Source organism: Streptomyces litchfieldiae, assembly GCF_031845365.1.
Taxonomy (GTDB): domain Bacteria; phylum Actinomycetota; class Actinomycetes; order Streptomycetales; family Streptomycetaceae; genus Streptomyces; species Streptomyces litchfieldiae.
Genome location: NZ_JAVREL010000005.1, coordinates 73,229 through 99,926, shown reverse-complemented (window position 1 = coordinate 99,926; position 26,698 = coordinate 73,229). Strand labels below are relative to the sequence as shown.

The 26,698-nt window shown below is 73.1% G+C and carries 27 protein-coding genes and 3 pseudogenes; 18 read left to right on the top strand and 12 right to left on the bottom strand.

The features are described from left to right. Window positions 1–36 precede the first annotated feature (36 nt). Window positions 37–828 carry a phosphotransferase gene (locus RM590_RS11095; protein ID WP_311704295.1) on the top strand — a complete coding sequence of 264 codons (792 nt, stop codon included), beginning with the start codon at window positions 37–39 and terminating at the stop codon, window positions 826–828. 13 nt (window positions 829–841) lie between these two features. Here RM590_RS11095 and RM590_RS11090 read toward each other — a convergent pair. Then, a pseudogene (locus RM590_RS11090) lies at window positions 842–1,830 on the bottom strand (phosphotriesterase family protein). A gap of 186 nt (window positions 1,831–2,016) precedes the next feature. Here RM590_RS11090 and RM590_RS11085 point away from each other — a divergent pair. From RM590_RS11085 to RM590_RS11070, 4 genes are all read left to right on the top strand, one after another. Continuing rightward, the gene (locus tag RM590_RS11085) at window positions 2,017–2,496 is read left to right on the top strand and encodes a TM2 domain-containing protein (RefSeq protein WP_311704294.1); all 480 of its coding nucleotides are present in this window, start codon (window positions 2,017–2,019) and stop codon (window positions 2,494–2,496) included. Window positions 2,497–2,502: 6 nt separating this feature from the next. Then, a complete protein-coding gene (locus RM590_RS11080) occupies window positions 2,503–2,898 on the top strand; it encodes a DUF2752 domain-containing protein (protein ID WP_394813847.1) in 396 nt (131 codons plus the stop codon). Between the two features lie 6 nt (window positions 2,899–2,904). After that, a complete protein-coding gene (locus RM590_RS11075; protein ID WP_311704292.1) occupies window positions 2,905–3,189 on the top strand; it encodes a SelT/SelW/SelH family protein in 285 nt (94 codons plus the stop codon). Window positions 3,190–3,593: 404 nt separating this feature from the next. Next, window positions 3,594–4,517 carry a S1 family peptidase gene (locus RM590_RS11070; RefSeq protein ID WP_311704291.1) on the top strand — a complete coding sequence of 308 codons (924 nt, stop codon included), beginning with the start codon at window positions 3,594–3,596 and terminating at the stop codon, window positions 4,515–4,517. Window positions 4,518–4,594: 77 nt separating this feature from the next. Here RM590_RS11070 and RM590_RS11065 read toward each other — a convergent pair. Then, a pseudogene (locus RM590_RS11065) lies at window positions 4,595–4,990 on the bottom strand (LuxR C-terminal-related transcriptional regulator); the annotation flags it as partial. A 733-nt stretch (window positions 4,991–5,723) separates the two neighbouring features. On the opposite strand from RM590_RS11065, the gene RM590_RS11060 reads away from it, so the two are divergent. Both RM590_RS11060 and RM590_RS11055 read left to right on the top strand, forming a co-directional pair. Further along, complete coding sequence (locus RM590_RS11060; protein WP_311704290.1) at window positions 5,724–6,092, top strand: MazG nucleotide pyrophosphohydrolase domain-containing protein; 369 nt, start codon at window positions 5,724–5,726, stop codon at window positions 6,090–6,092. Continuing rightward, a complete protein-coding gene (locus RM590_RS11055; RefSeq protein ID WP_311704289.1) occupies window positions 6,052–6,561 on the top strand; it encodes an HIT family protein in 510 nt (169 codons plus the stop codon). The genes RM590_RS11060 and RM590_RS11055 overlap by 41 nt, the downstream gene beginning before the upstream one ends. Window positions 6,562–6,608: 47 nt before the next feature. On the opposite strand, the gene RM590_RS11050 is transcribed toward RM590_RS11055, so the two are convergent. Continuing rightward, window positions 6,609–7,319: a hypothetical protein gene (locus RM590_RS11050; protein WP_311704288.1), complete on the bottom strand. Its 711-nt coding sequence runs from the start codon at window positions 7,317–7,319 to the stop codon at window positions 6,609–6,611. 129 nt (window positions 7,320–7,448) lie between these two features. Between RM590_RS11050 and RM590_RS11045 the strand changes: the two genes are divergently transcribed. Continuing rightward, complete coding sequence (locus RM590_RS11045) at window positions 7,449–8,051, top strand: ArsR/SmtB family transcription factor (protein ID WP_311704287.1); 603 nt, start codon at window positions 7,449–7,451, stop codon at window positions 8,049–8,051. A gap of 1 nt (window position 8,052) precedes the next feature. Here RM590_RS11045 and RM590_RS11040 read toward each other — a convergent pair. Then, window positions 8,053–8,709: pseudogene (locus tag RM590_RS11040) on the bottom strand (Vgb family protein); the annotation flags it as partial. Between the two features lie 14 nt (window positions 8,710–8,723). After that, window positions 8,724–10,337 carry a ribosomal protection-like ABC-F family protein gene (abc-f, locus tag RM590_RS11035; protein ID WP_311704286.1) on the bottom strand — a complete coding sequence of 538 codons (1,614 nt, stop codon included), beginning with the start codon at window positions 10,335–10,337 and terminating at the stop codon, window positions 8,724–8,726. A gap of 145 nt (window positions 10,338–10,482) precedes the next feature. Here abc-f and RM590_RS11030 point away from each other — a divergent pair, with 145 nt between their 5' ends. After that, complete coding sequence (locus RM590_RS11030; protein WP_311704285.1) at window positions 10,483–11,127, top strand: TetR/AcrR family transcriptional regulator; 645 nt, start codon at window positions 10,483–10,485, stop codon at window positions 11,125–11,127. An 82-nt stretch (window positions 11,128–11,209) separates the two neighbouring features. After that, window positions 11,210–12,112 (top strand): SMP-30/gluconolactonase/LRE family protein, encoded by a 903-nt coding sequence (locus tag RM590_RS11025; protein WP_311704284.1) that lies wholly within the window; start codon window positions 11,210–11,212, stop codon window positions 12,110–12,112. Here RM590_RS11025 and RM590_RS11020 read toward each other — a convergent pair. Further along, on the bottom strand, window positions 12,061–13,179 hold the full coding sequence (locus tag RM590_RS11020; RefSeq protein ID WP_311704283.1) for an acyltransferase family protein: 1,119 nt from the start codon (window positions 13,177–13,179) through the stop codon (window positions 12,061–12,063). The genes RM590_RS11025 and RM590_RS11020 overlap by 52 nt on opposite strands. A 177-nt stretch (window positions 13,180–13,356) precedes the next feature. On the opposite strand from RM590_RS11020, the gene RM590_RS11015 reads away from it, so the two are divergent. Both RM590_RS11015 and trxA read left to right on the top strand, forming a co-directional pair. Then, window positions 13,357–13,794 carry a MerR family transcriptional regulator gene (locus RM590_RS11015; protein WP_311704282.1) on the top strand — a complete coding sequence of 146 codons (438 nt, stop codon included), beginning with the start codon at window positions 13,357–13,359 and terminating at the stop codon, window positions 13,792–13,794. A 33-nt stretch (window positions 13,795–13,827) separates the two neighbouring features. Beyond that, entirely contained in the window at window positions 13,828–14,157 is a 330-nt protein-coding gene (gene trxA, locus RM590_RS11010) for a thioredoxin (protein WP_311704281.1), read from the top strand. 29 nt (window positions 14,158–14,186) lie between these two features. On the opposite strand, the gene RM590_RS11005 is transcribed toward trxA, so the two are convergent. Then, entirely contained in the window at window positions 14,187–15,257 is a 1,071-nt protein-coding gene (locus RM590_RS11005; protein ID WP_311704280.1) for a nitroreductase/quinone reductase family protein, read from the bottom strand. Window positions 15,258–15,338: 81 nt separating this feature from the next. Between RM590_RS11005 and soxR the strand changes: the two genes are divergently transcribed. Then, the gene (gene soxR, locus RM590_RS11000) at window positions 15,339–15,740 is read left to right on the top strand and encodes a redox-sensitive transcriptional activator SoxR (protein WP_311704279.1); all 402 of its coding nucleotides are present in this window, start codon (window positions 15,339–15,341) and stop codon (window positions 15,738–15,740) included. Between the two features lie 80 nt (window positions 15,741–15,820). Further along, a complete protein-coding gene (locus RM590_RS10995) occupies window positions 15,821–17,218 on the top strand; it encodes an FG-GAP and VCBS repeat-containing protein (protein ID WP_311704278.1) in 1,398 nt (465 codons plus the stop codon). A gap of 1 nt (window position 17,219) precedes the next feature. Here the strand turns inward: RM590_RS10995 and RM590_RS10990 are convergent, their stop codons facing one another. Together RM590_RS10990 and RM590_RS10985 are read right to left on the bottom strand one after the other, a co-directional pair. Beyond that, a complete protein-coding gene (locus RM590_RS10990) occupies window positions 17,220–17,963 on the bottom strand; it encodes a vWA domain-containing protein (RefSeq protein ID WP_311704277.1) in 744 nt (247 codons plus the stop codon). Between the two features lie 141 nt (window positions 17,964–18,104). After that, window positions 18,105–18,998 carry a LysR family transcriptional regulator gene (locus RM590_RS10985; protein ID WP_311704276.1) on the bottom strand — a complete coding sequence of 298 codons (894 nt, stop codon included), beginning with the start codon at window positions 18,996–18,998 and terminating at the stop codon, window positions 18,105–18,107. A gap of 97 nt (window positions 18,999–19,095) precedes the next feature. Between RM590_RS10985 and RM590_RS10980 the strand changes: the two genes are divergently transcribed. After that, a complete protein-coding gene (locus RM590_RS10980; RefSeq protein ID WP_311704275.1) occupies window positions 19,096–20,247 on the top strand; it encodes an MFS transporter in 1,152 nt (383 codons plus the stop codon). 35 nt (window positions 20,248–20,282) lie between these two features. Here RM590_RS10980 and RM590_RS10975 read toward each other — a convergent pair whose 3' ends face one another. Beyond that, a complete protein-coding gene (locus tag RM590_RS10975; RefSeq protein WP_311704274.1) occupies window positions 20,283–21,419 on the bottom strand; it encodes an endo-1,4-beta-xylanase in 1,137 nt (378 codons plus the stop codon). 150 nt (window positions 21,420–21,569) lie between these two features. Here RM590_RS10975 and RM590_RS10970 point away from each other — a divergent pair, with 150 nt between their 5' ends. After that, window positions 21,570–21,995: an ankyrin repeat domain-containing protein gene (locus RM590_RS10970; protein WP_311704273.1), complete on the top strand. Its 426-nt coding sequence runs from the start codon at window positions 21,570–21,572 to the stop codon at window positions 21,993–21,995. Between the two features lie 77 nt (window positions 21,996–22,072). Here RM590_RS10970 and RM590_RS10965 read toward each other — a convergent pair whose 3' ends face one another. Then, window positions 22,073–23,158, bottom strand: a complete 1,086-nt coding sequence (locus RM590_RS10965; RefSeq protein ID WP_394813846.1) for a helix-turn-helix domain-containing protein — start codon at window positions 23,156–23,158, stop codon at window positions 22,073–22,075. A gap of 222 nt (window positions 23,159–23,380) precedes the next feature. Between RM590_RS10965 and RM590_RS10960 the strand changes: the two genes are divergently transcribed. After that, entirely contained in the window at window positions 23,381–24,124 is a 744-nt protein-coding gene (locus RM590_RS10960; protein WP_311704271.1) for a DUF4232 domain-containing protein, read from the top strand. A gap of 36 nt (window positions 24,125–24,160) precedes the next feature. On the opposite strand, the gene RM590_RS10955 is transcribed toward RM590_RS10960, so the two are convergent. Next, window positions 24,161–25,225, bottom strand: a complete 1,065-nt coding sequence (locus tag RM590_RS10955) for a LacI family DNA-binding transcriptional regulator (RefSeq protein WP_311704270.1) — start codon at window positions 25,223–25,225, stop codon at window positions 24,161–24,163. Window positions 25,226–25,397: 172 nt separating this feature from the next. On the opposite strand from RM590_RS10955, the gene RM590_RS10950 reads away from it, so the two are divergent. Further along, window positions 25,398–26,693 carry an extracellular solute-binding protein gene (locus RM590_RS10950; RefSeq protein WP_311704269.1) on the top strand — a complete coding sequence of 432 codons (1,296 nt, stop codon included), beginning with the start codon at window positions 25,398–25,400 and terminating at the stop codon, window positions 26,691–26,693. Window positions 26,694–26,698 lie beyond the last annotated feature (5 nt).

The following is a 26,698-nucleotide window of genomic DNA, read 5'->3' as shown; positions in this document are numbered from 1 at the left end:
GTGAGCGGACGGCGGCCCCGAGGCATCATTCCGCGCGTGAAAAACACCACCGAACAGCCGCTGACCGGCGGCAACGCCAACGCCGGGGTGGTGCGCGCCGGTGACACCGTGCGCCGCCCCGCCGGGCCGTGGACGCCGTCCGTGCACGCCCTGCTCACCCACCTGCACGAGGCCGGCTACCCGGCCGCGCCCCGCCCGCTGGGCATCGACGAACAGGGCCGGGAGGTGCTGACGTTCGCGCCCGGCGCCACGGTGTGGCCCGAGCGGTTCCCGCTGATGGCCCCCGACGAACGGCTCGCCCGCGTCGCCCGGCTCATCCGCGACTTCCACGACGCCGTGGCCGGCTTCACGCCGCCGCCCGACGCCCGCTGGAACGTCCTCATCCCGGCCGACGGCGACGAGATCATCGCGCACCACGACCTCGCCCCGTGGAACCTGGTGATCGACGACGCCACCGACACCTGGACGTTCATCGACTGGGACGCGGCCGGCCCCGGCACCCGCCTGTGGGACATCGCCTACGCCGTGCGCGGCTTCGCGCCGCTGTCGGCCAACGCGGCGTACCAGCGGCCCGATCCGGACGCCGCCGCGCGGCTGCGCCTGTTCGCCGACGCCTATGGCCTGGACGACGAGGCCGACCGGCGGGCGCTCGTGCCGCTGCTGGGCGTCCGCTCGCGCTCCATGCACGACTTCCTCCGGGAGCAGTCGCGGCGCGGGACGCTGCCGTGGGCGCGGCTGTGGGAGGAGGGCCACGGCGACGCGTGGCGCGGTGACGCGGAATATGCCGAGGAACGCGCGGAGTTGTTCACCCGCGCCCTCCTCGGCTGAGTCTCCGGGCCGCCTACTGCCACTTCACCGCGAACGCCCGGGCCGGGTTGGTGACGAACGCCGCCGTCGCCACCTCGGCCCCCAACTCCCGCTCGACGCACGGGCGCAGGCCCCGCAGCAGAAACGGCAGGCCGGGGCCCTCGCCGTCCACCGACCGCGCGGCGGCGGTCGTGGTGTCGCCGCCCAGCAGCAACTGCCCGCCGTGGCCCTAGCGCCGCCAGCGAGTCCATCAGCCGCCAGTCGCTGGCGTGATGGGCGCGCGAGGGCCCGTCGAACGCCAGGAACACGCCCGCCTCGGCGGCCTGCCGGTGCACCTGGGTGTCCGGCGAACGGTTCAGATGGCCCAGGATCACGCGCTCCGGCGGCACACCCAGCGTTCCGCACAGCAGCTCGATCGTGTCCGTGGCGGCCGTGCCGCCCTCCAGGTGCACGCCGATCGGCGCGCCCGTCGCGTGATGCGCCTCCGCCGCGGCCGACATGACGTGCCGGGCGTGCGCGTCGAGGCCGTGGAACGCGCCCGCCACCTTGATCATCCCGGCCCGGGCCGCGCCCGCCGGGCCGTCGGGGTCGTCGTCGGTGCGCATGCCCCGGGTCAGTTCCGCCACGAACAGTTCGGCGAGCCGGTCCCGCACCCTCCCCCAGACTCCTCCCCCTGACTTCGTCCGGGAGGTGCCCCCAGGGAGGTGCCCCCATCAGCAGCGCCGGGGCGTAGTGCCGCGCCTGGTGCAGCACGGTCGCCGCGATCACTTGTACCCCGGCGGCGCGGGACACTTCGGCCAGCCGGCCGGCCCGCCGGCCCATGCCGAACGGCGTCCACTGCGCCACGGCCCGCCCGCCGAGTTCGGCGAACGCCCGGGCCTCGGCCACGGCCGCCGCGGGGTCGTCCAGCTCCTGACCGGCCAACAGCGGGGAGGCGAGGAAGAGATGGTCGTGGGCGTCGCACACGCCCAGCTCGGTCGCCGCTATGTCGCCGAGCACGGTCCTGATCACGGCGGAGCTCATGGATCCGAGGCTACGTGGCGCTGGGGAGGCGTCCGGCAGCGTGCCCGTCGTCTCGCCGGGCGCCCGCTCCGATACGAACTTCCGCCCTGGCAGTCCGGAAGACGGCACCTCCTGGCAGTATGTCGGGTGCCTGTCAGCCCCTGACAGGCGCAGCCAGACCGCTCATCCACGCCCCACGGGGGGACCATGTCCGACCAGAATCCCTACCAGAGCCAGCCGCAGCAGCCCGGCCAGCAGCCGCCGGCGTCCGGTCAGCCGGGGCAGCCCGCCTACGGCCAGCCCGGTCAGCCGGGTCAGCCCGGCTACGGCTACCCGGGCCAGCCCGGTCAGCCGGGGCCCGGTGGCTACCCGCAGCCCGGCCAGCCCGGCCCGGGCGGCTACCCGCCGCCCGGTCCCGGCGGCTACCCGCCGGACCCCAACGCGCCGTTCGGCTACGACCGGCTGGGGCGGCCATACTCCGGGAAGTCCAAGATCGTCGCGGGTGTGCTCCAGATCCTGCTGGGCAGCTTCGGTGCCGGCCGCTGGTACACCGGCCACACCGGCATGGCCCTCGCGCAGCTCTTCACCTGTGGCGGCCTGGGTATCTGGGCGCTCATCGACGGCATCATGTTCCTGGTGAGCGAGGACCGCACCGACGCCCAGGGCCTCGTTCTCAAGAGCAGTTGACCCGGGATGACGCCCCGGCGGATGTCCCACCCCGCCCTCCCGCCGCTGGCCGCGCTGGCGGCGGGCGGGGCGGGTGCCGCCTATCTGTGGCGCACCAACCCCCATGAGGGCGGCCGGTTGCTGCCGCGCTGCCCCTTCAACTGGGCCACCGGACTGGACTGTCCGGCGTGCGGCGGCACCCGGATGACCTACGACATGCTGCACGGCGACCTGGCTGCCGCGTTCCAGGACAACGCGTACCTGCTGCTCCTCGGCGTTCCGCTGGTCCTGTGGGTGGGCGGACGCTGGCTGTACGAGGGCCTGCGCGGTCGGCGTTACCGCCCGCGGTTCGGCCGCCGCGGGTCCGCCGCGCTGCTGGGCAGCGCCGTGGCCTGGGCCGTGCTGCGCAACGCGCTGGGATGATCGACCATGACCTTTTCTCCACCTTCGCCGACGGTGCGGATCGAGTACTGCACGCAGTGCCGCTGGCTGCCCCGGGCGTCCTGGCTGGCGCAGGAACTGCTGGGCACGTTCGAGAAGGAGCTCGCCCAGGTGTCCCTGGTGCCCGGCACCGGCGGCGTGTTCGTGGTGAGCGTCGACGACGAGGTGGTGTGGGACCGGCGGACCCAGGGCTTCCCCGAACCGGCCGCCGTCAAGCGCCTCGTTCGCGACCGGGTGGCCCCGGGCCGGAGCCTGGGCCACAGCGAGGGCTGAACCCGCCTCCGAGGCCGCGTACTTCAGGCCATCGCCCGGCGTGGCGCTGATCCGTGACGGACCGGCAGCGGAGCGTGTCGGGGGGCGGCCGGGGCAACTGGGCCCGGAGTGGCGCGGTGGCTCCCCGGCCGCGGATCGCGTCCGCGAACTCCGCCTGCCGCGCGGGCCGCAGGCCCGGCGGCGGAGGCGGTTCGCCACCGCGACCGATCGCGACACCCCGCACCCGGGCGCTGACGCTCCGTGCAAGGAGTGGCCGGATCGCGCGCTAGGAAATGACGGCGGCGATGGGAGGATTCGGTGCAGTGCTTGTCGTGGGCATGTGCATTCTGTGCGCGTCGTCCACGCTTCGCGCACCTCACGATCGGCTCATCCACCGGATCGACGAATCCTTCTGGAGGCAGCAAGTGAGTACGCAGCGCACCAACCCCCGCGGGCGGCTGGCCCGGAGCTTACGGGCCCTGGCCGTGGCCGCCGGACTGTCGGCCCTGTCGGCCCTCTTCGTGCCGGGCGTCGCCCAGGCGGCCGACTCCGCCGACACGTTCAGCACCGCGCAGTTGACGGAGGCCAGCCAGGCGGTGGACGCCGCCGATGTCGGCGGCACCGCCTGGGCCGTCGACGCCGAGTCGAACTCGGTCCTCGTCCTCGCCGACGAGACCGTCTCCCGGTCCGAGATCGCCAAGATCAGAAGCAGCGCGGGCTCGCTCGCCGGCGCGCTGACGATCGAGCGCACCGAGGGCACGTTCGAGACGTACCTCCAGGGCGGCGACGCCGTCTACGCCGACGTCGGCTGGCGTTGCTCCCTGGGCTTCAACGTCCGGTCCGGAAGCACCTACTACTTCCTGACCGCCGGGCACTGCACGGCGGACCCGTACGGGCCCACGCCGCCCTACCCGCTGTGGCACGACGGAGCGAGCTGGATCGGCTTCACGGCCGGGTCGAGCTTCCCGGGCAACGACTTCGGCCTCGTGCAGTACGACCCGCGGCCGTCGTCCGTGCCGAGCACGGTGCTGGGCGGCGGGACCATCACCTCGTTCGCCAACCCGGTGGTCGGGCAGTCCGCCTGCCGCAGCGGCAGCACGACCGGCGTGCACTGCGGCAGCGTCACCGGGCTGAACTGGACGGTGGACTACGGCCCCGACGGCATCGTGTACGGGCTCATCCGGACCAACATCTGTGCCGAGCCCGGCGACAGCGGTGGCCCGCTGTGGTCCGGTAGCACCGGTCTCGGCCTGACCTCCGGCGGCAGCGGCAACTGCTCCTCCGGCGGCACGACCTTCTTCCAGCCGGTGGTGGAGGCGGCGAGCGCCTACGGGGTGACGCTCCCCTGATCCTCCCGGTCTCCACTGGCCGGTGACCCCTCGTCCCCGCCCGGAACGTCTCCGGGCGGGGACGTTGCCGTGCTGGCTCAGGACGGGGTCACCAGCCGCGCCTCATAGGCGAAGACCGCCGCCTGGGTGCGGTCGCGCAGGTCCAGCTTCACCAGCACGCGGCTCACATGGGTCTTGATCGTGGACTCCGCGACCACCAACCGGGCGGCGATCTCGGCGTTCGACAGGCCCTGGGCGATGAGCGCCAGCACCTCCGTCTCCCGCTCCGTCAGATCGCCCAGCCGCTGCCGGGCCGGCGGCCGGGGCCCGCCGTCCAGCCGGGCGAACTCGGTGATCGACCGCTTGGCGACCGTGGGCGCCAGCAACGCCTCGCCGGCCGCCACCACGCGGACGCCCTCGGCGAGTTGGCGGGCGGAGGCGTCCTTCAGCAGGAAGCCGGAGGCCCCGCCGCGCAGCGCCTGGTAGACGACCTCGTGCCGCGAGTCGAGCCAGCCGCGCACCAGGGCGACGGTGAGCAGCACCAGGCCGGAGGGGACGATCATGTACGGGGAGCTGTCGCCATATCCCCTGCCGGGGTTGGGCACCGCGAGCGTCGCCGCCGTGGTGATCAGCCACATCTCGGCCGCCGCCCGGGGCCGGGTCCGGGCCGCGACCATGGCCATCACCAGCGTGTGCGAGCACAGGGCGCTGATCAGCCAGGGCCAGTTCTCCGAGATGCCGAAGTTCGCCACGATCAGGAAGCCCGCGAGGGACAGCCACCAGGCGCCCACCGGGCGGAAGATGACGAGAACCACCGGGACACCGACGGTGAGCGCGTTCAGCCGGGTGGCCGGTTCGGCGTACCGGCCCAACTCGGCCGCCGCCGTGATCATCAGGACGATCCCCAAGGTCACGACGGCCACATGCGGCAGCCAGCGCGCGTACGCCCTGCCCGGCTCGGGGAGCCGCCGCAGCAGTGGCCAGGTGCCGGGCAGTGGCGGCAGCGGTCGGAAGGCGAACGCCCCGGTGAACAGGTCCTCGCGCAGGCCGTTGAACCCGGCGCGGACGAGGCGGAGTTCGGTGCGGAGGCTGGGATTCTGGGCGGACTGGGTCACACGCCGAACGCTAGGCCGCGCCCGGCGTCCCGGTCGCCCCCACCGGTGAGGATTTCCCCGGGTCCCCCTCAGGTACTACGCGGGCCACCGGCCCGGGGATAGCGTCGGCCGCATGGATCTCGACGCCCTCACCGAGCGCGCCCAGCGCGTCCACGACCTCTATGACGAGCTGAACTTGCGCGAGCGCGGCCGGGTATGGACGCGGGAGGAGTTCATGCTGGGCTTCGTCGGGGACGTGGGCGATCTGGCGAAGCTGGTGATGGCGGAGGAGGGAGCCCGCGACATGCCCGGCGGCCGGGCGGCGCTGGAGCACGAGCTCGCCGACTGTCTGTGGTCGGTGCTGATCCTGGCGCACCGCTACGGGGTGGATCTCGAAGCGGCCTTCGTGCGGACGATGGACGAGCTGGAGACGGCGATCAGGACGAGGAGAGAGGGCGGCGATGGTGATGGGCGGGCCGGAGCGGGTGGGGTTCGATCTTGAGGCGTACGAGGAGAAGGTGCGGACGGGCCCCTGCTTCGTCTGCGCGTTCCTCGCCGGGGATCCCGACTACCGCCACGAGACGGTCTTCGAGGACGCCGACCACATCGCCTTTCTGGACCGGTGGCCCACCCTGCCGGGGAAGGTCCTGGTCGCGCCGAAGGCACATGTGGAGCACGTCGTCCGGGAGTTGGACGAGGACGCGTATCTGCGGCTGATGGGAGTGGTGCGCCGGGTGGCGCTGGCCGTGGAGGAGGTGCTGGCGCCGGAGCGGACCTATCTGCTGTCGCTGGGCAGCCAGCAGGGCAACGCGCATCTGCACTGGCACATCGCCGGACTGCCGCCTGGCGTGCCCTATGAGCGGCAGCAGTACCACGCCCTGATGACCGAGCACGGGGTGCTGGCCCGGTCGCCCGAGGAGAGCGCGGGGCTGGCGGCCCGCCTGCGGGAAGCGCTGGCCCGCGAGGGCTGACGCGTGGCGCGCGCCGGCCGTCCCGGCACCCCGGCCGGCCGCCGCCCTCAGGAGCCGTAGGGCAGCAGGGTCACCTCGGCGTCCAGCGCGATCCCGTTCTCCCCGGCCGGGGAGGGCAGCCCGAGGACCGCGTCCAGCAGCGGGCCCAGGCGACCGCAGCCCGAAGTCCGGGGAACGGCGAAGGCGTTGTCCTCGACGCCGAACGTCACCACCAGGGGATCCTCCGAGACGACGGCCGGACCGGTGGTCTCCTTCAGCACCAGATGGACCGGGCGCGCGTCGGTGCCTATGGAACAGCCGGGCGGCACCAGCGGACCCGCGAGCGCGAACGTCAGCGACAGCTCACCCCGCCGCTCCTCGTCCGACTCGAAGTCGGAGAACCCGCCATACCGCGGAGTCAGGGTCAGCGGCGTCCCCGGCACCCGCAGCGGAGCGGCGTCCAACTCCCCGAAGACCTGGGCGAACTCACCGTCCAGCCGGCCCTCGGCGAAGGTCAGGGTCATGGGCTCGTCGATCGCGAGTCCGGCGCGGCCGAGGTCCAGCCGCCCGACCGCGGTCATCACCTCGCAGCGCCACTCGCCGGGATCGGCGCCCTCGGGAAGCTCCTCGACCGCCGGGCAGGCCCAGGTGTCCGGGACCGGCTCCTCGGCTGTGGCGTGGGCGTGGGCGGCCGGGGCGGCGCCGGCCCCGAGGGCGAGCGCGAACAGCGCGGCGGTGAGGCGGCGGGCGCGGCGCGGGCCGCGAGTGTGTGAAGGCATTGACGGACATCCCCCTGCTGGTGGCTGGGCGGGAGGCGATCGCCTCCCGCCGGAAGCATTGCAGACATTCCTCTGCATGTAAAGCTCTGCATGCTTTTCTCTGCAAAGAAAGCGCGGTAAGGTGCGGGTATGAGCGAGCAGCGGGACGAGCCGGGGCAGCCGGCCGAATCGGCGGAGCCGGGGGGCGAGGAGCGGCGGACCGTCAGCGATCCCACGGCCCTCAAGGCGCTGGCCCACCCCCTGCGCCAGCGGATCCTGCGCCACCTCGGCGTCTCCGGCCCGGCGACCTCCACGACGCTGGCCGCGGCCCTCGACGAGAACACGGGCACCCTCAGCTACCACCTGCGGAGGCTGGAGCGCGGCGGCTTCATCGAGGACATTCCCGAGCGCGCCGGCGGACGCGAGCGCTGGTGGCGGGCGGTCCGGGGGCTGGACGTGCGCCGGCCCGCGCTGGAGGAGCTGACCGACGGCGAGCGCGCGGTCGTCTCCACCCTGGACCGGATGCGGATGGCCGAGGACCTGGAGCTGGCCCGGCGCTATCTGGCGAACGAGGCGGAGCCTGACGCCTTTCTGCGCGGTTCGCGCAGCCTCAGCCACCTCACCCGGGAGGAGCTGGACGCCTTCCACGACGCCTATCTGGAGCTGCTCGCCCGCTTCTCCCGGGGCCCGGAGGACGCGGCGCCCAGCGCCAGGCCGGTGGCGCTGCGCTGGTTCGGGGTCTCGGTCGAATGAGTCACCGGGCGCCCGGGCGGGGCCCCGCGCCCGGGCCGGACAGCCGGGCCAGCGTGCCGATCTCCAGCGCCGCCCAGATCGCGCCGTCCGGCCCCTGGACCAGGCCGTGCGGCTCGGCGGACGGAGTCGGCAGGTCGTGGCTCACCGGCTCGCCGCCGCCGGCGGCCAGCCGGCCGACGCGGTTGCCGCCCCACTCGGTGAACCAGCAGTCGCCCGCCGCGTCCACCGCCACCGCGTGCGGGCGCGCCCGGCGGTCGGCCAGCGGCACCTCGGTGATCTCTCCGGCCGGGGTGATCCGTCCGATCGCACCCGCGCCGATCTCGGTGAACCACACCGTGCCGTCCGCCCCCGCCGCGATCCCGACCGGAGCGGCGCCCTCCGTCGGCAGCGGGAAGACCGTGACCTCACCGGACACGGTGATCCGCCCGACGGCGTCCGCCTGATTCATGGTGAACCACAGCGCGCCATCCGCCCCCGCCGTGATCCCCGAGGGGAACGCGCCCGGCACCGGCAGCGGATACTCGGTGATCTCGCCCGCCGTGCTGACGCGGCCCACCTGGTTCGCGTTCATCTCGGCGAACCACAGCGCCCCGTCCGGCCCGGTGGTGATGGCATACGGGCCGGCCGCGCGGTCGGCCACCCTGATCTCCTCGATCTCGACCGGGTATTGGGTCATCGGACCGGTTCTCCCTTCTCCAGGCGCAGCCGCCCGCCGGCGAACCGGCCGCACAGCGCGCGATCGTGCGACACCACGACGAGCGCGCCGGAGTACGCCTCCAGCGCCCGTTCCAGCTCCTCCACCAGGGCGGGGGAGAGGTGGTTGGTCGGCTCGTCGAGCAGCAGCAGGTCGGTTTCCTCGGTCAGCAGCCGGGCGAGGGCCAGCCGTTGCCGCTGCCCGACCGACAGCTCGCCCACCCGCGTGTCCAGCGCCTCCGCGTGGAACAGACCCAGGGACAGCAGCCGTTCGCGGTGCTCCTCCTCGCAGCCCGCGCGGCCCGCGGCGAAGGCGGCCAGCAGCGAACGGGCCGGATCGCCGGGCGCCGGGTCCTGCGGCAGCCAGCCGGCGCGGCCCCGTCGCCGCACGGTGCCGGAGTCGGGCGCGAGCTCGCCCGCGAGCAGCCGCAGAAATGTCGACTTCCCGGCGCCGTTGGAGCCCGTGATCAGCAGGCGCTCCCCGGCCGCGATGCCGAAGTCCGCGATCCGCAGCCGGTCGCCGACCCGGACCTCCGTCAGCTCGGCGAGCGTCCCCTTCGGCGCGCCGGCTGTGCCGAAGCCGCCGCCGAAGCGCAGCGGTTCGGGCGGCTTGGGCACCGGATCCCGGCGCAGCCGCCGCAGTCGTTCCCGGGCCTGCCGCACGCGGCCGGCGACCGAGTTCTGCACGCGCCCGCCGCTGCGGTCGTAGGCCATCTTGTTGCCGTCCTTCATGGCCCGGCCGGGCGCCACCCGGTGCGCGGTGGTCGCGGCGTACCGCTCCGCCTCCTCGATCTGCCCGCACCAGTCGGCGTACGCCTGCTCCCACCGCTGCCGGGCCGCCGCATGCCCGGCGAGGAAGCCCGCGTAGCCGTCGCCGTAGCGGGTGACCGCGCCGTCCGCGACCTCGACGACGGCGGTGGTGACCCGTTCCAGGAAGGTCCGGTCGTGGGAGACGGCGACCACCGTCCCCCGGTGCGCGCGCAGCCGGTCCTCCAGCCAGGTCAGGGCGGCGGCGTCCAGGTGGTTGGTGGGCTCGTCGAGCAGCATCAGCTCCGGGGCGGACGTCAGCAGACAGGCCAGGCCCAGCCGGGCCCGTTCCCCGCCGGACAGGTCGCCCAGGCGGCGGTCGGCGGGCAGCCCGCCGAGGCCGAGCGCGTGCAGGGCCTTGTCCGCGCGGGCGTCGGCCTCGTAACCGCCGCGCGCCTCAAAGGCGTTGAGCAGGTCGCCATACGCGACGAGCACGTCGCCGGCGGGGTCGCCCGCGGCGAGGACGGCCTCCAGTTCCCGCAGGCGCCGCTCCATCGCGCGCAGCTCCGCGAGCGCCGTGTCCAGGGCGCCGCGCACGGTGTGGTCGTTCGGCAGGTCGAGGGTCTGCCCGAGATGGCCGATGCCGCCGGGCGCGGCCACGGTGACGGTGCCGTCGTCGGGCGCGGCGGCCCCGGCGATCAGGCGCAGCAGCGTGGACTTGCCGGAGCCGTTCTCCCCGACGATCCCGACGCGCGAGCCGGGCGCGACGGTCAGCGAGATGTGATCAAGAACGAGCCGGCCGGCGTAGGACTTGGTGACGTCCTTCAGAACAAGCTGGGCGGACAAGGGCGGCCTCCGGAGCAAGGGATGAACGGTTCGGCATCGCGAAAGACCGTGCTCGCTCCATGACTGCCGCGCTCCTCTTGTCCTGTCCTGTCCGCCGTGCCTCGCGCGCTAAACGCGACGCTGTTGCATTAGGCTACATGATGTCATGGAGGACACGACGAACGCCACCGAATTGCCCCCGTCGCGACGGCCCGGCAGCGCCCGCCCCGGCGGCCGGACCGCCCGCACCCGGGAGGCCGTGCGGCGCGCGACCCTGGCCGAACTCGCCGAGAAGGGCTTCGACCGCCTGACCGTGGACGGCGTCGCCGCCCGGTCCGGGGTGCACCGGACGACGGTCTACCGCCGCTGGGGATCGCCCGCCGCGCTCGCGGCCGACGCGCTCGACCTGGCCCGCGACGAGCCCTGGCCCGTGCCCGACACCGGAACGGCTGACGGCGATCTGCGCGCGATCACGGCCGAGGTGGTGTCGGGGTTCACCGGTGCCGCCACCGCCCCGGTCGCCCGCGCCCTGGTGGCCGCGGCCGTGCGCGACCCGGCCGCGGGCCGGGCGCTGCACGCGTTCCTCACCGGCCGCCAGCGGGCCGCGGCCGCCGTGGTCTCCCGAGCCGTGGACCGCGGCGAGCTGCCCCCGGGCACCGACCCGGAGGAGGTGGTGCGCATGGCCGTGGCCCCGCTGTACTACCGGCTGTTCATCACCGGCGAGGGGGCGGATGCGGCGACGGCCGAGCGGGCCGCGGCCGGCGCGCTCGCGGCGGCCCGCGCCGGGGCGTTCACGGCCGCGCCTGGTTGACCCGGCCGCGTTCCTGGTGTCCACTCGTCGCGCCCGCGGCGGAGACCGTCGCGCCGGGGCCAGGACGGAACGAGGAGCGCGCATGGTGTACGAGGTTCTCGACGAGCGGTTCAGGACGGGCCTGTGCGGCGCGGGCGACCGGCAGTTGGAGACGCTGTACGAGGGCTGCCGCTGGTCGGAGGGCCCCCTCTATGTGCCGGCCGGCCGGTACCTCCTGTGGAGCGACATCCCCAACGACCGCCTGCTGCGCTGGGACGAGACCACCGGCGCGGTCGGCGTCTTCCGCTCGCCCGCCGGGCACCCCAACGGCAACACCCTGGACGGCCGGGGCCGCCTGATCACCTGTGAGCAGGGCAGCCGCCGCATCACCCGCACCGAGCACGACGGCTCCCTCACCGTGCTCGCCGACCGTTTCGGCAGCAAGCGGCTCAACAGCCCGAACGACGCGGCCGTGCACTCGGACGGCTCGGTCTGGTTCTCCGACCCGGACTTCGGCATCGCCAGCGACTACGAGGGCCACCGCGCGGAGAGCGAGATCGGCGCCTGCAACGTCTACCGCGTCGATCCCGCCGACGGCGAGGTGCGGCTGGTCGCCGACGGGTTCCGCGGGCCCAACGGCCTGGTGTTCTCCGCCGACGAGCGCAAGCTGTTCGTGTCCGACAGCCGCGCCGGCCACATCCGCGTCTTCGACGTGCGCGAGAACGGCACCCTGAGCGACGGCGAGATCTTCGCCACCTGCCGGACGAGCAGCTTCGACAACATCCGCCTCGACGACCGCGGCCGGCTGTGGGCCGCCGCCCTGGACGACGGCGTGCACTGCTACGACCCGGACGGCACGCTGCTGGGCCGCATCCGCGTGCCGCGCACGGTCGCCAACATCCGCTTCGGCGGCCCTCGGCGCAACCGCCTCTTCATCACCGCCACCACCACGCTCTACTCTCTTGTCATGAGCGTGACCGGCCTCCCGCCGCTGCCGCGCCGCTGACCGCGCCGCTGACCGCGCCGCTGACCGCGCCGCCGGACGTCGAAGGCGACGGCGCCCGCCACGGCCCGCGACAGCCGCGGCTGAATCAGCGGCCGGGCCAGGCGGCGCACCGGCGGCGCTGCCAGCACCGCGGCCAGCGCCGCCGACAGCGCGAGCAGCAGGGCCTGTTCGCCCCAGGACCGCGCCCAGTCGACGCCCCGCGCCGCCTCGATGGGCCGCAGGACGAACGGGTGCAGCAGGTACATGGACAGCCCGCCCGCGCCCAGCGTCGTCACGAACGGGATCCGGCGCGTCGGCACCAGCCGGACGGCGCTGAGCGCCACGGCCATCCCGCAGCCGAGGACGGCGGCCCGCACCGTCCAGGCCCACGGCGACTCCAGCGGGTCGCCCGCGCCATAGGGGCCGCGCATCTTCAGCGCCTCCAGATCCACGGCGTTCCGCGCGCACCACGCCAGGACGAACGCGCCGACCAGCACGCCCCACGCGGCCCGGCGGGTCCAGTCCGCCCGCAGCGCCGGGGCGAACAGGCCCTGCCGCAGCCGCCAGCCGAGCAGGAAGAACGGCAGGAAGGCCAGCGTCCGGGACAGTGAGAACTCCAGCCCGATGACCGGGACATAGCCCGCCAGCAGCGCCGCCCCCACCGACACGGCCAGCGGGTGCCGCAGCCGGGCCAGCCACGGCAGCGCCGCACGCCAGGTGAGCAGGGACAGCAAGAACCACAGCGTCCACGCCGGGCCGGGGAGCGGAAGCGTCCACCGGGCCCGGGACATGAGCGCGATCTCCACGGTGTGCAGCCCGAGGCAGAGCAGGTACGGCACGACGATCGACTCGACCAGCCGCCACGCCCGCCGCCCGGTCAGTGGTGCCGCGTGGCTGAAGTACCCGGCCAGCACGGCGAGCAGCGGAACGCGCAGCGCCCAGGTGGCGATGTGCAGCCAGCGCAGCCCGTCGCGGTCGGTGATCGTGTCCGCCGCGTGCATGCAGATGACCAGGGTGCCGGCCAGATAGCGCAGGTTGTCCCAGCGGGGCTCACGGTGTGCCGTCCGCTGGTCGCACTGGGTGGGCATGGTGCTCCTCCGGAGTCCCGAGATGGGCATACATACGCGATACATACTCAGTAGGTACGCGGTATGTTAACGCCTCGCGGCAGCGGCGCCGGCGGACTGGCGTTGACGTCGGCGTCAGGGCGTAGCGTCGATGACGACGAGGACGGACAGCCGGTCCCGGAGGAGTGAGGAGTGCCGATGCGTATCGGAGAACTGGCCGCGCGGGCCGGCACCACCACGCGCGCGCTGCGCTACTACGAGTCCCGGGGCCTGCTCACCGCGCGGCGCGGTCCGAACGGCCATCGCGTCTACGGCGAGGACGACCTGCGGCTGCTGCGGCAGATCCGCACGCTCCAGGACTCCGGGTTCGGGCTGGAGGAGACACGACCCTTCGTGGAGTGCCTGCGGGCCGGCCATCCGAGCGGCGACGCCTGCCCTGCCTCGCTCGACGTCTACCGCCGCAAGCTCGCCGAACTGGACGCCTGCATCGCGCAGTTGCAGGCCGTCCGGGACACCGTGCGGGAGCGGCTGACCCGCGCCGAGACCGGCGCGGGGACGCCTGCCCCCGCCGCTGTGCCGGAGCCCCGCTGCGAGCTCGCGCCGCACGGCGCCGGACCCATCGGCCGGACCGGCTGACCGCCGGTCCCTCCCCGCAAGGAGCCCACACCCATGCCGACCACCACCGGCCTGGCCAAGATCACCGATGCCACGTTCGCCGACGAGGTGCTCACCTCGTCCCTGCCCGTCCTGGTCGACTTCACCGCCGACTGGTGCCCGCCCTGCCGCATGGTCGCCCCCGTGCTGGCGGATCTCGCGCGGGAGCGCGCGGGGGAGCTCAAGGTCGTGAGCCTCAATGTGGATCACAACCCCGAGACGACCGCCGCCTACTCCGTGCTGTCCATGCCCACCCTGATGCTCTTCCGCGGCGGCGAGCCGGTGCGCTCCCTGGTCGGCGCCCGCTCCAAGGCGCGCCTGGTCCAGGACCTCGGCCTCGCCTGACCGGGCCCACCCCGCGAAGGCGTCCGCGTTCAGCCCGCCGGGACGCGTTCGACGATCACCAGCGGGATGTCCCGTTCGGTCCGCGTCCGGTACGTGTCGTAGAGCGGGAAGATCTCCGTCATCCGCCCCCACAGCGCCGCCTTCTCCTCGGCGGTGGCGGTGCGGGCCCGCGCGGTGAACTTCTCGGCCCCGACCTGGACCTCGGCCTCGGCGTGCGCCAGCAGGTTGAGGTACCAGGCGGGGTGGCTCGGCGCCCCGGCGTTCGAGCCGACCAGCAGATAACGGTCGCCGTCCCGCCCGTAGATCAGCGCGGTGCGGCGTCGCTTGCCCGACTTCCGGCCCCGGGTGGTCAGCAGCAGCGTCGGCCAGCCCTGGTAGAGGTGCCCCTCGCGGCCGTCCGTTTCGACGTAGCGGCGGACGTGGGCGGCCACCCAGTCGGTCGGGCTGTCCAGCGCCTCGTCCTCCGCCTCGACGGTCTCGACGGTCTCGACCGGGCGGTAGCGCGTGACCTCGCCGGCCACCACGCCCGGAAAGTCCCGGACCCGGCGCCAGGCGGGCGAGTCGGCGGGGCTCGCCAGGGCGGCGCGGTGCGCTTCCTCATCCGTCCACTCCGCGTAGTTGAGCACGCGGGTGCCGTCGGCGCTCACATGGAAATGCGCCGATATGCCGCCCGGATGCGGCTCCGCCTCCGCCTCCGCGTCCAGCGCCTCGAACACCGCGTCCACCCACCGCTGTTGCCGCTCCCGATCCGGGCCGTCGAACTCCACCGCGACCACCACCACGCACCCGGGCGCCGGCGCGTGCTCCCGCGCGCCGCTGCGATACAGCTCGTACGCCGTCTGCTCGGCGGCGGTGAACCGCTCCATGAACGCCCGCCCGGCCTCCGCGTCGGTCCACTGGCCATAGGTCAGTTCCCGTTCGCCGTCGCCGGTGCGCAGGACGCCGAACGCCAGCAGCCCCGCCGGCCAGGGCCCGTTCGCCAGCGCGGCGACCACCGCGCCGGCGCCCGCCCCGTCCGCCCCGGACCCCTCGCCGACCAGCACGGCGCCGACCCCGGGACGCGTGATGTCGGGCAACGTGCCATGCCGTACCGTGCTCATGCTCAACTCCTCGCTCTCCGCCCCCGCCGCTTCGGCAGTCTCGAACGTCAACCATGGTTCAGGTCAAGCTAGGTTGGTGGGGTGACAGCATCGCGCCCGGCGGACGAGGAGCTCACCATCGGTGAGCTGGCCGTCCGCACCGGAATCGCGGCGTCGGCCCTCCGTTTCTACGAACGGCGGGGCCTGATCAGCAGCCGCCGCACCAGCGGGAACCAGCGCCGCTACCGCCGCGAGACCCTGCGCCGCGTCGCCTTCATCCGCGCCTCGCAGGAGCTGGGCATGCCGCTCTCCGCGATCGGCGACGTGCTGGCCCTGCTCCCGGAGAACGCCGCGCCCACCGAGGAGGTCTGGGCCAGGGCGGCGCACTGCTGGGGCGACCGGCTGAACGCGCGCATCGAGCAGTTGGAACGCACCCGGGCCCGCTTCGCCCGGTGCGCCGGCTGTGGCTGCCTCTCGTTCGACGGCTGCGCGCTGGTCTCCTGAATTCGGCGGCCGTACAACCTTGTTGATCAACTCGGAGTCTTAACGGCCGTCACCCACCTCCTTTTCCCGGAGGACGCACGATGCGAAGACGCACGTTCCGGTCGGCGGTGGTCCTCGGGGCCGCTGCCGCCGCCGTGTCGGGCTTACTGCCCGTCCTGCCGGCCACCTCCGCCGTCGCGGCCCCGGCGGCCCACGCCGACGACTTCAACGGCGACGGCTACCGCGACTACGCCGCCCACCTCGGCTGGTCGGACCAGGCCGGCGGTGCCGGCGCCGTGCGGATCACCTTCGGCACCGCGTCCGGCCCCGGCACCAGGACGCAGGTCATCCACCAGCAGAGCCCCGGTGTCCCCGGCGAGAACGAGAGCGACGACCGGTTCGGCGAGGTCCGGGCCGCCGCCGACTTCAACAGGGACGGCTACGCCGACCTGGCCGTCGCCTCCCCGGGGGAGCGGATCGCCGACCGGACGCAGCAGGGCTGGGTCCAGGTCCTGTGGGGCAGCTCGACCGGTCTGTCCGGCGGCACCAGCATCCCCAACCGGGAGCCCATGGCCTGGGGCACCTTCGGCGAAGACCTGGCCGCGGGCGACTTCAACGGCGACGGCAGGCCGGACCTCGCCGCGATCAACGGGTCCGAGACGTGGGTCTACCGGGGCCGCATCACCACCTCCGGCGTGCTCGGCTCCGTCACCCGGCACGACCGCTACCTGGACGGCGCCAGCTTCTGGGCCGAGCGCCTGATCGCGGGCAAGGTCAACCGGGACGCGTCGACGGACCTGGTCATCATCGGCGCCACGGCCTACGACGGCGGCGACCACTCGGTGACCGACGCCTGGTACGTCCACGGCGGTTCGAGGCTGCGCTCCGGCCCGGCGCTGCGTATCGATCACGACCAGCGGGCCACCGGCAACGATGGCGTAATCGCCGACTTCAACAGGGACGGCTATGGCGACACCGCCATCGGTTCGTTCGGCTGGGCGGACTGGCAGGGCAAGGTGAGCCTCTGGTACGGCGGTTCCGGCGGGCCCTCCACCGCGACCCGCCTCACGCAGGGCACGGCCCACGTGGCCGGTACTCCCGAGGCGGGCGACGGCTTCGGCTACAGCGTCTCGGCCGGTGACGTCAACGGCGACGGTTACCAGGACCTGGCCGTCAGCGCGTATTGCGAGGACATCGGGCCCTACGAGGACGTCGGCTTCGTGCATCTCTTCCGGGGCGGGAGCAACGGCCTCACCGGCGCCCGCTCGACCTCGTTCGAGCGCTCGACACCAGGGGTGCCGGGCACCACCCAGAGCTACGACGGCTTCGGAAGCCACGTGCGCCTGCGTGACACCAACCGCGACGGCTACGCCGACCTGTACATCGCGGCCGACCTGAACGATCCCTCCGTACGGCTCCCCGGCAGCGCCGGCGGCATCACCACCACCGGCGCGACGGAGTTGGCCGACCACCTCGCGGTGGACGGCATCCTTCAGTAGGTCACTTCAGCACCCCCGCGGCGCGGGCGGCCGAGAGCCACTGCGGGAACTCGGCCGTCAGCGCCTCGTAGAGCACCCCGTCCGGCACGTCCCGGGGCGCCGGGCCCACCGGGAAGAACCCGGCGTTGTCCACGATCCGCCGGTGCGGGACGGGCAGTTCGTCGAGCTTGCGCAGGAAGTTGAACTGCTTGCTGTTCGGGTCCCCGAACCCGAGGAACTGCCAGAAGATCGGCAGCTTCGCGGCCTCGCACAGCACCTGCTCGGCGGCGGAACGCGAGGTGGGGCCGCCATCCGTCTGGAAGATCACCAGCGCCGGATCGGTGGCCCCCGACGCCGTGTAGTGGTCGATCACGGCCTGCATGGCGAGGTGGTAGTTGGTGCGGCCCATGTGCCCATATCCCGCGTGCAGCGCGGCGATCCGTCCCGCGTAGTCGCCCAGCCCCAGCTCGGCGATGCCGTGCACCTCGGTGGAGAAGAAGACGACGGGCACCGACCCGTCGTCGTCCAGGTGCGCCGACAACCCCAGCGCCTGCTCGGCCAGATGCTGCACCGTGCCGTGTCGGTAGTGGTCGCTCATGCTGCCGGACCGGTCCAGCACGAGATAAACGGCGGCACGCTGCCCCGACAGCCCCGACTTCTCCAGCGAGGTCCGCGCGGCCTTGTACAGGTTGACCAGCCCCGGAGCGGTCTGCTGCACCTTCTCCAGACTGATGGCCGAACGTCCCCCGAAGTCGTTCCCAGTCATATCGCTCTCCCCAGACGATCACATGCGAACGGAACATCTGCACGATACGCCCACCGTCGCCACGATCCCCCGGATTCACGGGCAGTTGACCAGGACGTGCCGTCCGTTCACGAATGATTCGGCGGAGTCGGGGGGCCCGGTTCACACCCCCACCCGGCCCCCGGTCAGCTCCCGCACGGTCCGGGTGAACGCGCGGAGGTGCGGCGCCTCGGCGTGGTCGCGGCGCGTCACCAGGCCCAGCATCGAGTCGGGCAGCCCGGTGACGGGCACGAAGGCGATGTCCCAGCGGCCGTGATACTCCGCCGTGGGCCGGCACAGCAGCATCACGCCGCGCTGCGCGGCGACCAGCCCCAGGCCCTCCTGGAGGGTGCGGACGCGGGGGCCCGGCCTGTTCGTGGGGGCCTGGGCCCGCCGCCAGTACTCCGGGGCCGGGAGGTCCGGGGCGATCATGGCCGCGTCGGTGACCGCGATGTCGTCCGCGGTCAGCGCCTCCCGGCCGGCGAACGGATGGCGCACCGAGACGGCCAGCGTCTGTCGTTGCGGAGGGAAGACCGGCCCCAGCACCAGGTCGGGCTCCGCCATCGGCAGCAGCACGACCGCCGCGTCCACCTCTCCGCGCCGCAGCGGCCCGAACGGGTCGGCGAGCGGGATCTCGCTCACCTCCGTGGTGACGCCGGGGTGCGCGGACTCGAAGGCCGCGATGGCGCGCAACAGCCGTTCGTCCGACGTGCCCTGGAAGCCGATCCGCAACTTTCCGGAAATTCCGCGAGCCGCCGCGCGGGCGGCCTCGATGGTCTCGCGCAGCGCCGCGTAGGCGGGCCGCAGCTCGGCCAGGAAACGCTCGCCCAGCGGCGTCAACGCGACGCGGCGGCTGGTGCGTTCGACGAGCCGCGCGCCGATGCGCCGTTCCAGCGCGCTCAGCAACTGACTGACGCGGGTCCCCGAGACATACAGCCGCTCGCCTGCGCGACCGAAGTGCAACTCCTCGGCGAGCGCGAGGAAACACTCGATCTCGCGGATCTCCAGCCCGCCCACGCCGCCTCCCGGTTCCGCACCGATCGATGAGCCCAGCTCATTCAAGGATGAGAAGTCCGGCGTTGTTCCCGGTCACCGCGCCGCCGAGGCTGAGGGCATGCCCGATACCTCCCTGGCCCACACCCGCGTCCCGGCCGCCGTCCTGGCCGTCGCGGCGGCCACCTTCTGCGTTGTCACCTCGGAGATGCTGCCCGTGGGACTGCTCACGCCGGTCGCCGACGGACTCGGCGTCTCCGACGGCCTGGCCGGCCTGGCCGTCACCGTTCCGGGGCTCGTCGCGGCCCTCGCCGCGCCGCTGCTGCCGCCCGCCGCCCGGCGGACGGACCGGCGGACCGTGCTGGTGGCGCTGATGGTGCTGCTCGCGGCGGCCAACGTGCTGTCCGCGCTGGCCCCCGCACTCCCGGTCCTGCTGGCCGCCCGGGTCCTGGTGGGGGTGTGCATCGGCGGCGTGTGGGCGATCGCGGCGGGACTGGCCGCCGACCTGGTCCCACGGGAACGCGTGGGGCGGTCCACCGCGCTGATCTTCAGCGGCATCGCGGTGGCCTCGGTCCTGGGCGTGCCGGCCGGCACGTTCATGGGCGAACTGGCCGGCTGGCGCGCCTCGTTCGGCGCCGCCGGAGCGCTGGCCCTGGTCGTGGCGGGCGCGCTGGCCCGGACCCTGCCGCCGCTGCCCCCGAGGGAACCGGTGCGGCTGCGCGCGCTCACCGCGCTGCTGCGGACACCGGCGGTGGTGACCGGGCTGCTGGTGATCTCGCTGCTGGTCACCGGGCACTTCGCCGCGTACACCTATATCCGCCCGGTGCTGGAACGAGCCGACGGGCTGGGGGCGTCGGCGATCGGCGCGCTGCTGCTGGTCTACGGGGCCGCCGGCATCGCGGGCAACTTCCTCGGCGGCACGGCCGCGGCACGCGACCCGCGCCGGACGCTCCTGGCGATCACCACGGTCCTCGCGGCGACGGTCCTGCTGCTGGAACCGACCGCCGCCGCGCCCCTGGTGGTGGTGTGGGGCCTGGCCTACGGCGGGGTCTCGGTCACGATGCAGAACTGGATGATGGCCGCGGCCCCGCACGCGCGGGAGGCGGCTTCCGCGCTGTTCGCCGGGGTGTTCAACGCGGCGATCGGCACGGGCGCGTTCCTGGGCGGCCGGGCGGCCGAACTGTCGGGAACGGGCGCCCCCCTGTGGCTGGGCGGCGCACTCGCGGCCGCCGCCCTGCTGCCGGTACTCGCCACGCGACGGGATCCCGCCTGACCGGACCGGCCGGACGGGATCCCGTCAGCTCCCGCTCAGTCGTTCCGCGCCTCGCGCAGGGCGGACTGGAGGGCGAAGAAGGCCGGCTTGCGGTCGAAGTCCTCGGTCATGATCGTGGCCGAACCCTGTCCCTCGAAGAACACCGGGACCCAGGAGTACTTGTCGGTGAAGCCCCAGATCGTGAACGAGTTGCAGTCCTCCACCGCCAGGCAGGCATCCAGCGCCCGCTGGTAGTAGTCGGCCTGCTGCCGAAGCTGGGCGTCGGTGGGCACGCCGCTCTCCGGCAGGTCCATGCGCACGTCCAACTCGGTCACGGCCGTTTCCAGACCCAGCTCGTCGAACCGGCGCAGGTTCTGCTCCAGGTCGCCCGGGAAGCCGTAACGCGTGCTCAGGTGGGCCTGCACGGAGAACCCGTGCACGGGCACCCCCTGCGCCATCAGGTCCTGGGTGAGGGCGTAGTAGGCGTCGCTCTTGGCGTTGTCGCTCTCCACGCCGTAGTCGTTGAAGAACAGCAGCGCCTCGGGGTCGGCCTGGTGCGCCCAGCGGAACGCGTCCGCGACGATGCCCGGCCCCAGCTCGCGGATCCAGATGTTGTCCTGGGTGCGCAACTGCCCCTGCTCGTTGAAGATCTCGTTCGCCACGTCCCACTGCTGGATGCGCCCGGCGTAGCGGCCGACGACGGTGGTGATGTGGTCCCGCAGGATGGCGCGCAGCTCCTCGTCGGTGAAGTCGCCCTGCTCCAGCCACTCCGGGTTCTGGCTGTGCCACAGGAGCGTGTGCCCGCGCACGACCTGCCTGTGACGCTCGGCGAAGTCGACGATGGCGTCGGCCGCCTCGAAGTTGTACTGGTCCTGCTCGGGGTGGATGAACTCCCACTTCATCTGGTTCTCGGGGGACACGGAGCTGAACTGGTTGGCCAGGATCCGCCGGTACTCCCGGTCGTAGGTGAACGGGTCCGGGTAGTCCTGCTCCAGGTGATGCCCCCCACCGGCCACGGCGGTCCCCACGTAGAACCCCTCGGGGGCGGCCCAGCGCAGGCGGTCGAACTTGGCGTTGGAGTGCGGCGCGGCCTGCGGCTCGGCCTGCGGCTCGGCCGAGGCCGGTATGGCGGCGAGAGGCAGAGCCAGGGCGGAGGCGGCGAGCGCGACGGTGACAAAGCGAACGGATCTCATCGAAGGTCTCTCATCTGATCTGCTGTCCCGAAAATTTCCGGAAGGTTTCCGAAAGGTTGATCACGGACGCTAAGGGCAGCGGAGCCGGGGCGTCAACGGGTGTGCACGCACTTCTCCGACGAACCGGCGCTTGCCTGCTTCAATGACCGCATGGAGTGCGAAGTCCCCGCATGGGCCAACCACGGGATGTCGCCCGCGCACCTCGCCGTGGAACGGGGCCAACTGGACGAGCTGACCCGCTTGTTGGACACCGGCACCGACCCCGATGAGCTGTGGGGAGACATGACGTTGCTCCGCCACGCGATCGACGTGGAGGCGGACGGTGCGACGCAGTCGGGCAAACCCCTGGAAGCCTCGTGCACCGCGGTGCTGCTCGCCTACGGCGCCGACCCCGAACTCCCCGGCGCGGACGGCACCATCCCTCGCCTGATGGCCTTCCACGCCGGCCACGGCCTGGCGGTCCGCCTGCTCGAAGCCCACATGGCCCGCAAACGGGGCAGCCCCGTACCGGACCCCTGCCCCACCCTCCCTCCGGCGGAGCCTTCATCCCTCCCCGGCGCGGGCCCCACGCGCTGAGCCCGGAGACCACCGGACTTCCTCACGCGGGAGTCGGGTCCGCGTCCGGCAACCACCCACGCGCGAGCGTCACCTGCTCACTGCTCCGCGTCGTAGGCCGTCCCGGGATCGAACCACTCGGTGCCGCCGATCACGTAGGACCAGCGCGTCTGCCCGGTCGAGGCGCTGAGGCGGAAGGGCTCTCCGCCGTTGTCGACGCGCAGCGTGCCCGTTTCGTCGCCGCTCGACCAGGTGAGTTCGAGATACCACGTCACGTCGTGCTCGGCGACGCCCGCGTTCACGTACAGCACCAGGGGCTCGGCCTCGTCCACCCAGAGCGGGAAGTCGTCCTGGCCCTGTCCGGCGGTGACTTCCGGGGCGGCCGCGTCCAGGTCCACGGCGAACTCGGCGGTTTCGACGGGGCCGCCGCCGCAGGCGCTGTAGCCCCCGTACAGGTTCCACGGCAGCGGCTCGGCCATCTCCACGACCCGGACGTGCATGTCCTGCAGGACGACCGTCCGGTTCTCCGTTCCCTGGATGGTGAGTTCGATGAGCTGCTCGTCGGCGACGACCGCGTCCAGCGCGCGCACCCAGCCGGGAGCTTCCTGCGCGAACGGCGGCGGCGGTACCTCGGTGGTGGGCGCGTCGACAAGGAAGCCGAATTCGCACGGGTCCATCGCGTGCGGCCTGGTCGTCACCGCGAACGGCGCGGGCGACCCGCCGTCGTCGCGGACGTCGGCGGCGCCCGTGTCGCCCTCCCCGGTGCCATCGCCGGGCAGGAGGTTGACCGCGAGAGCGACGGCGAAGGCGACGGCCACCGCACCGCCGAGGGCGGCCACCCGCCGCCGTCGCGGCCCCTTCCGCGGTGGCGGCGGCCCGGGCACCGCGACGCCCGGCTCGGACGCCACGGCGGAGGGCGGCCTGCGCGCCCGTTCGCGTGCCGCGTCGGCGGCGATCCACCGCCGGTGAAGCTCCATCAGCTCCTCCGGCGTCGCCTTGCACAGCCGCGCGAACCGCTCCACCGTCGAGAACTCGGGCGGCAGCCCCTCCCCCTTGCAGTACCGGTGCAGCGTCGAGGCGCTCATGTGCAACCGCTTGGCGAGCGTGCCGTAGCTCATCCCCGAACGGCTCTTCAACTCCCTGAGAAGGGACGCGACGTCTGCGATCTCAGGACCCGCCCCCATCGTTTCCCCCATCTCGCTGTCCCATTCGGCCATTCGAGGCGGAAAACAGCATCCCAGGTCACGGGCGGTTCGAATGTCCCGGCCCCCCCGAATGCGCCTGCCGCCGTGGTGGTTGGGACGGAATCCGGCACAGGCTGAGGTCATCCCGAGGGCCGCTCCGCCGACCGGAGCCGATGGCCCGGCTGAGGGACCACCACCAGCACACACGGAAAGCAGCACACCATGACCTCGTTCTCCTTCCGCCGCCGCACCAGCACCGCCGTCGCCGCCGCGGCCCTCGCCGCGCTGTCGCTCACCGCCTGCCAGGACGACGAACCGGCGCGCGGCGCACAGGACTCGGCGAGCCAGGCACCCGACGCCACCCAGGACGAGGGCCAGGAGACGTCGACGGCCGGCGGCGCGGGGGACGAACCGACCGACGCGGACACCGAGGACACGGACACCGAGGACACGGGCGCCGAGGACACGGGCGCCGAGGACACGGAAACCGAGGACACGGACACCGGTCAGCAGGGAACGACCGAAGGCGGAGCCGGGACCACGGAAGAGGACGCGGTCCCCTGCGACGGCTCGGACACCGACCTGACCGTGACCGCGGTCGAGCGCCCGATCAACCACCTCCTGCTCACCGTCACCAACACCGGATCCGAGACGTGCTTCGCCTGGTACGGGCCCTACCTCCGGTTCGGCGACGCACATTCACCGGCCCCGTGGATCACCGAGAGCGCGCCCCAGGCCGTGACCGCGATCGCACCGGGCGAGTCCGCCTACGCCGCTGTCGTTCTCTCCGGGGACGAGGCGGAGGGCTACACGGCCACCTCGCTCGGCGTCCAGTTCTCCGGCGCCGACCAGAGCGCCGTCGGGGACATGGAGGACGTTCCCCTCCCCGGCGGCGAGGCCTACGTCGACGCGGATCTCTCCGTCACCTACTGGCTGCCCGCCCCCGACGACGCCCTCGTCTGGTGACCTCAACCGCCCCCGCCCCCGCCGCCCCGCCGGTCCTCAGGCCCGGCGGGGCGGCGGGGGCGGTGCCGTCGATTCCCTGACCACCAGGCGGGTCGCGAGCTGGACGTGGTGGGAGTCGGGCGTCTCGCCGCGCGCGAGCTGCAGGACGGTGCGGGTGGCCACCCGGCCCATGTCCAGCAGCGGCTGGTTGATGGTGGTCAGGGGCGGATCGGTCCATGGCGCCCCGTAGGTGTCGTCGAAGCCGACGACGCTGAGGTCGGCGGGCACGGTCAGGCCCCGGGCGCGGGCGGCCTGGAAGACGCCCATGGCGATGAGGTCGCTGCCCGCGAAAACGGCGGTCGGCGGGTCGTCCCGGTCCAGCAGGATCTCGGCCATGCGCCGCCCGGCGTCGGCGGCGAAGTCGTCGTGCAGCGTCAGCGCCGGATCGACCGCGATGCCCGCGGTCTCCAGCGCCTCGCGGTAGCCGTGCAGCCGCTCGCGGGCCGGGACGGAGCGGTCGGGCCCGCCAGCGTAGGCGATGCGGCGGTGGCCGAGTGAGAGCAGGTGCTCGGTCGCCTGCACGCCGCCGGCCCAGTTCGTGGCCCCCACACTGACGACGTTCTCGTCGAGTGGATTGCGCGGATCGACCACGACCAAACCGAGTCCCAGGCGGTCGCAGGCGGCGATCTCCTCCGGGGCGAGCTCGGAGGTCACGACGATCAGCCCGGCCCGTCCGCGGGCGCTGAGTTCCTCGATCCACGCGACGCCGGGCGAGGCCGGTTCCGTGGTCGCCTGCGCTCCGGCGCGTGGCCGCAGCACGCTGGTGACCACCTCGACGCCCAGGTCCCGGGCGCCCGCCAGCACACCGTCCAGGATGTGCATCGAGTACGGGCCGAAGAGCTGGCTGAAGACGGCTTGCACCGCCCCCAACCGCGGCGCGGAATCGCGCGGTCCCGTGGTCGGGGTGTAGCCGACGCCGCGCAGCACCCGCTGCACGTGGGCGCGCGTCTCGGCCGAGACGCCGGGGCGCCCGTTGAGGACCTTGGACACGGTGGCCTTGGAGACCCCCGCCGCGCGCGCGACCGCCTCCAGGGTCGCGCGTCCGCTGATCGTTCCCGCCATGGAACGCCACTGTACACGTCGTTCAACGAAACAGTTTCGCGCTGTCAGGTGCTGCACGATCCATTGACAGCGGGATTTCGCGCCCCTACGTTTCGAGCCCGTTCAGTAAACAGCGAGAAACTTTTTCGTTGACGCTGTCGGCTTCCCCGTCGGTCGAGAAGGGACTCACCCGATGAAGCTGAGGAAGACCGGAAGAACGCTCGCGGCCCTGGCCGCTGTCATCTCCGCGGCGGCGCTGAGCGCCTGCGGCTCCGAGCCCGGCGGCGAGCGCGACGGCGGCGCCACCGCATGGGCGTTGACCGGCGGCTCGGAAGCGCCGTTCCGCGCCTCGTTCGACGCCTGGAACGAGGGCCACCCCGACCAGCGGATCAGCGTCGAGTGGTACGCCAACGACGCCTACAAGGAGAAGATCCGCACGGCCGTCGGCGCCGGCAACGCGCCCACGCTCATCTTCTCCTGGGCCGGCGGCACGCTCGCCGACTACGCCGAGGGCGGCCGGGTCACCGACATCACCGCCGACACCAGCGACGTCATGGACCGCGTGCTGCCGTCCGTCGCCGCGAGCGGCGTCATCGACGGCCGGACGTACGCCGTCCCCAACAACCAGAGTCAGCCCGTCATCCTCTACTACAACGAGCAACTGCTGGCCGACGCCGGGGTGGAGCCCCCCACCACATGGGAGGAACTGCTCGACGCCGTCGGCGCCCTCCAGGACACCGGCGTCACCCCCATCGGGCTGGCCGGGCAGAGCGTGTGGCCCGAGCTGATGTACATCCAGTACCTGACCGACCGGATCGGCGGGCCCGAGGTGTTCCAGCGCGTGCTGGACGGCGAGCCCGGCGCCTGGTCCGACCCCGCGATCCTCGAGGCCACCACCCGCATCAGGGAACTGGTCGACGCCGGGGCGTTCGGCGACGGCTTCGCCTCCGTGACCGCCGACGGCGGCGCCGACGCCGCCCTCGTCCACACCGGAACGGCGGCGATGCTCCTCCAGGGGAGCTGGGTCTACCCGACCTTCGTCAACGACGCACCCGACTTCGTCGCCGACGGCGACCTCGGCTACACCACCTTCCCGCTCATCGAGGGCGGCGCGGGCGACCCGTCGAACATCGTCGGCAACCCCTCCAACTACTGGTCCGTCTCCGCCGACGCGCCCGCCCAGTCCCAGGAGACCGCCACCGAGTACCTGAACGAGGAGCTCTTCAACGACGAGCACATCGACGCGCTGCTCGACAACGGCACCGTGCCGCCCGTCGCGGGCCTGGAGGACCGCATCGCCGAGCACGACGACGCCGACTACCTGGAGTTCGTCTACGGCATGGTGCGCGACGCGGACCACTTCCAGCTCTCCTGGGACCAGGCCCTGCCGCCCGCGCAGGCTCAGGAGCTGCTGACCAACCTCAGCAAGCTGTTCCTCGGCGAGATCACACCCGAGGACTTCTCCTCGGCCATGGACGCGACGCTGTGAAGGGG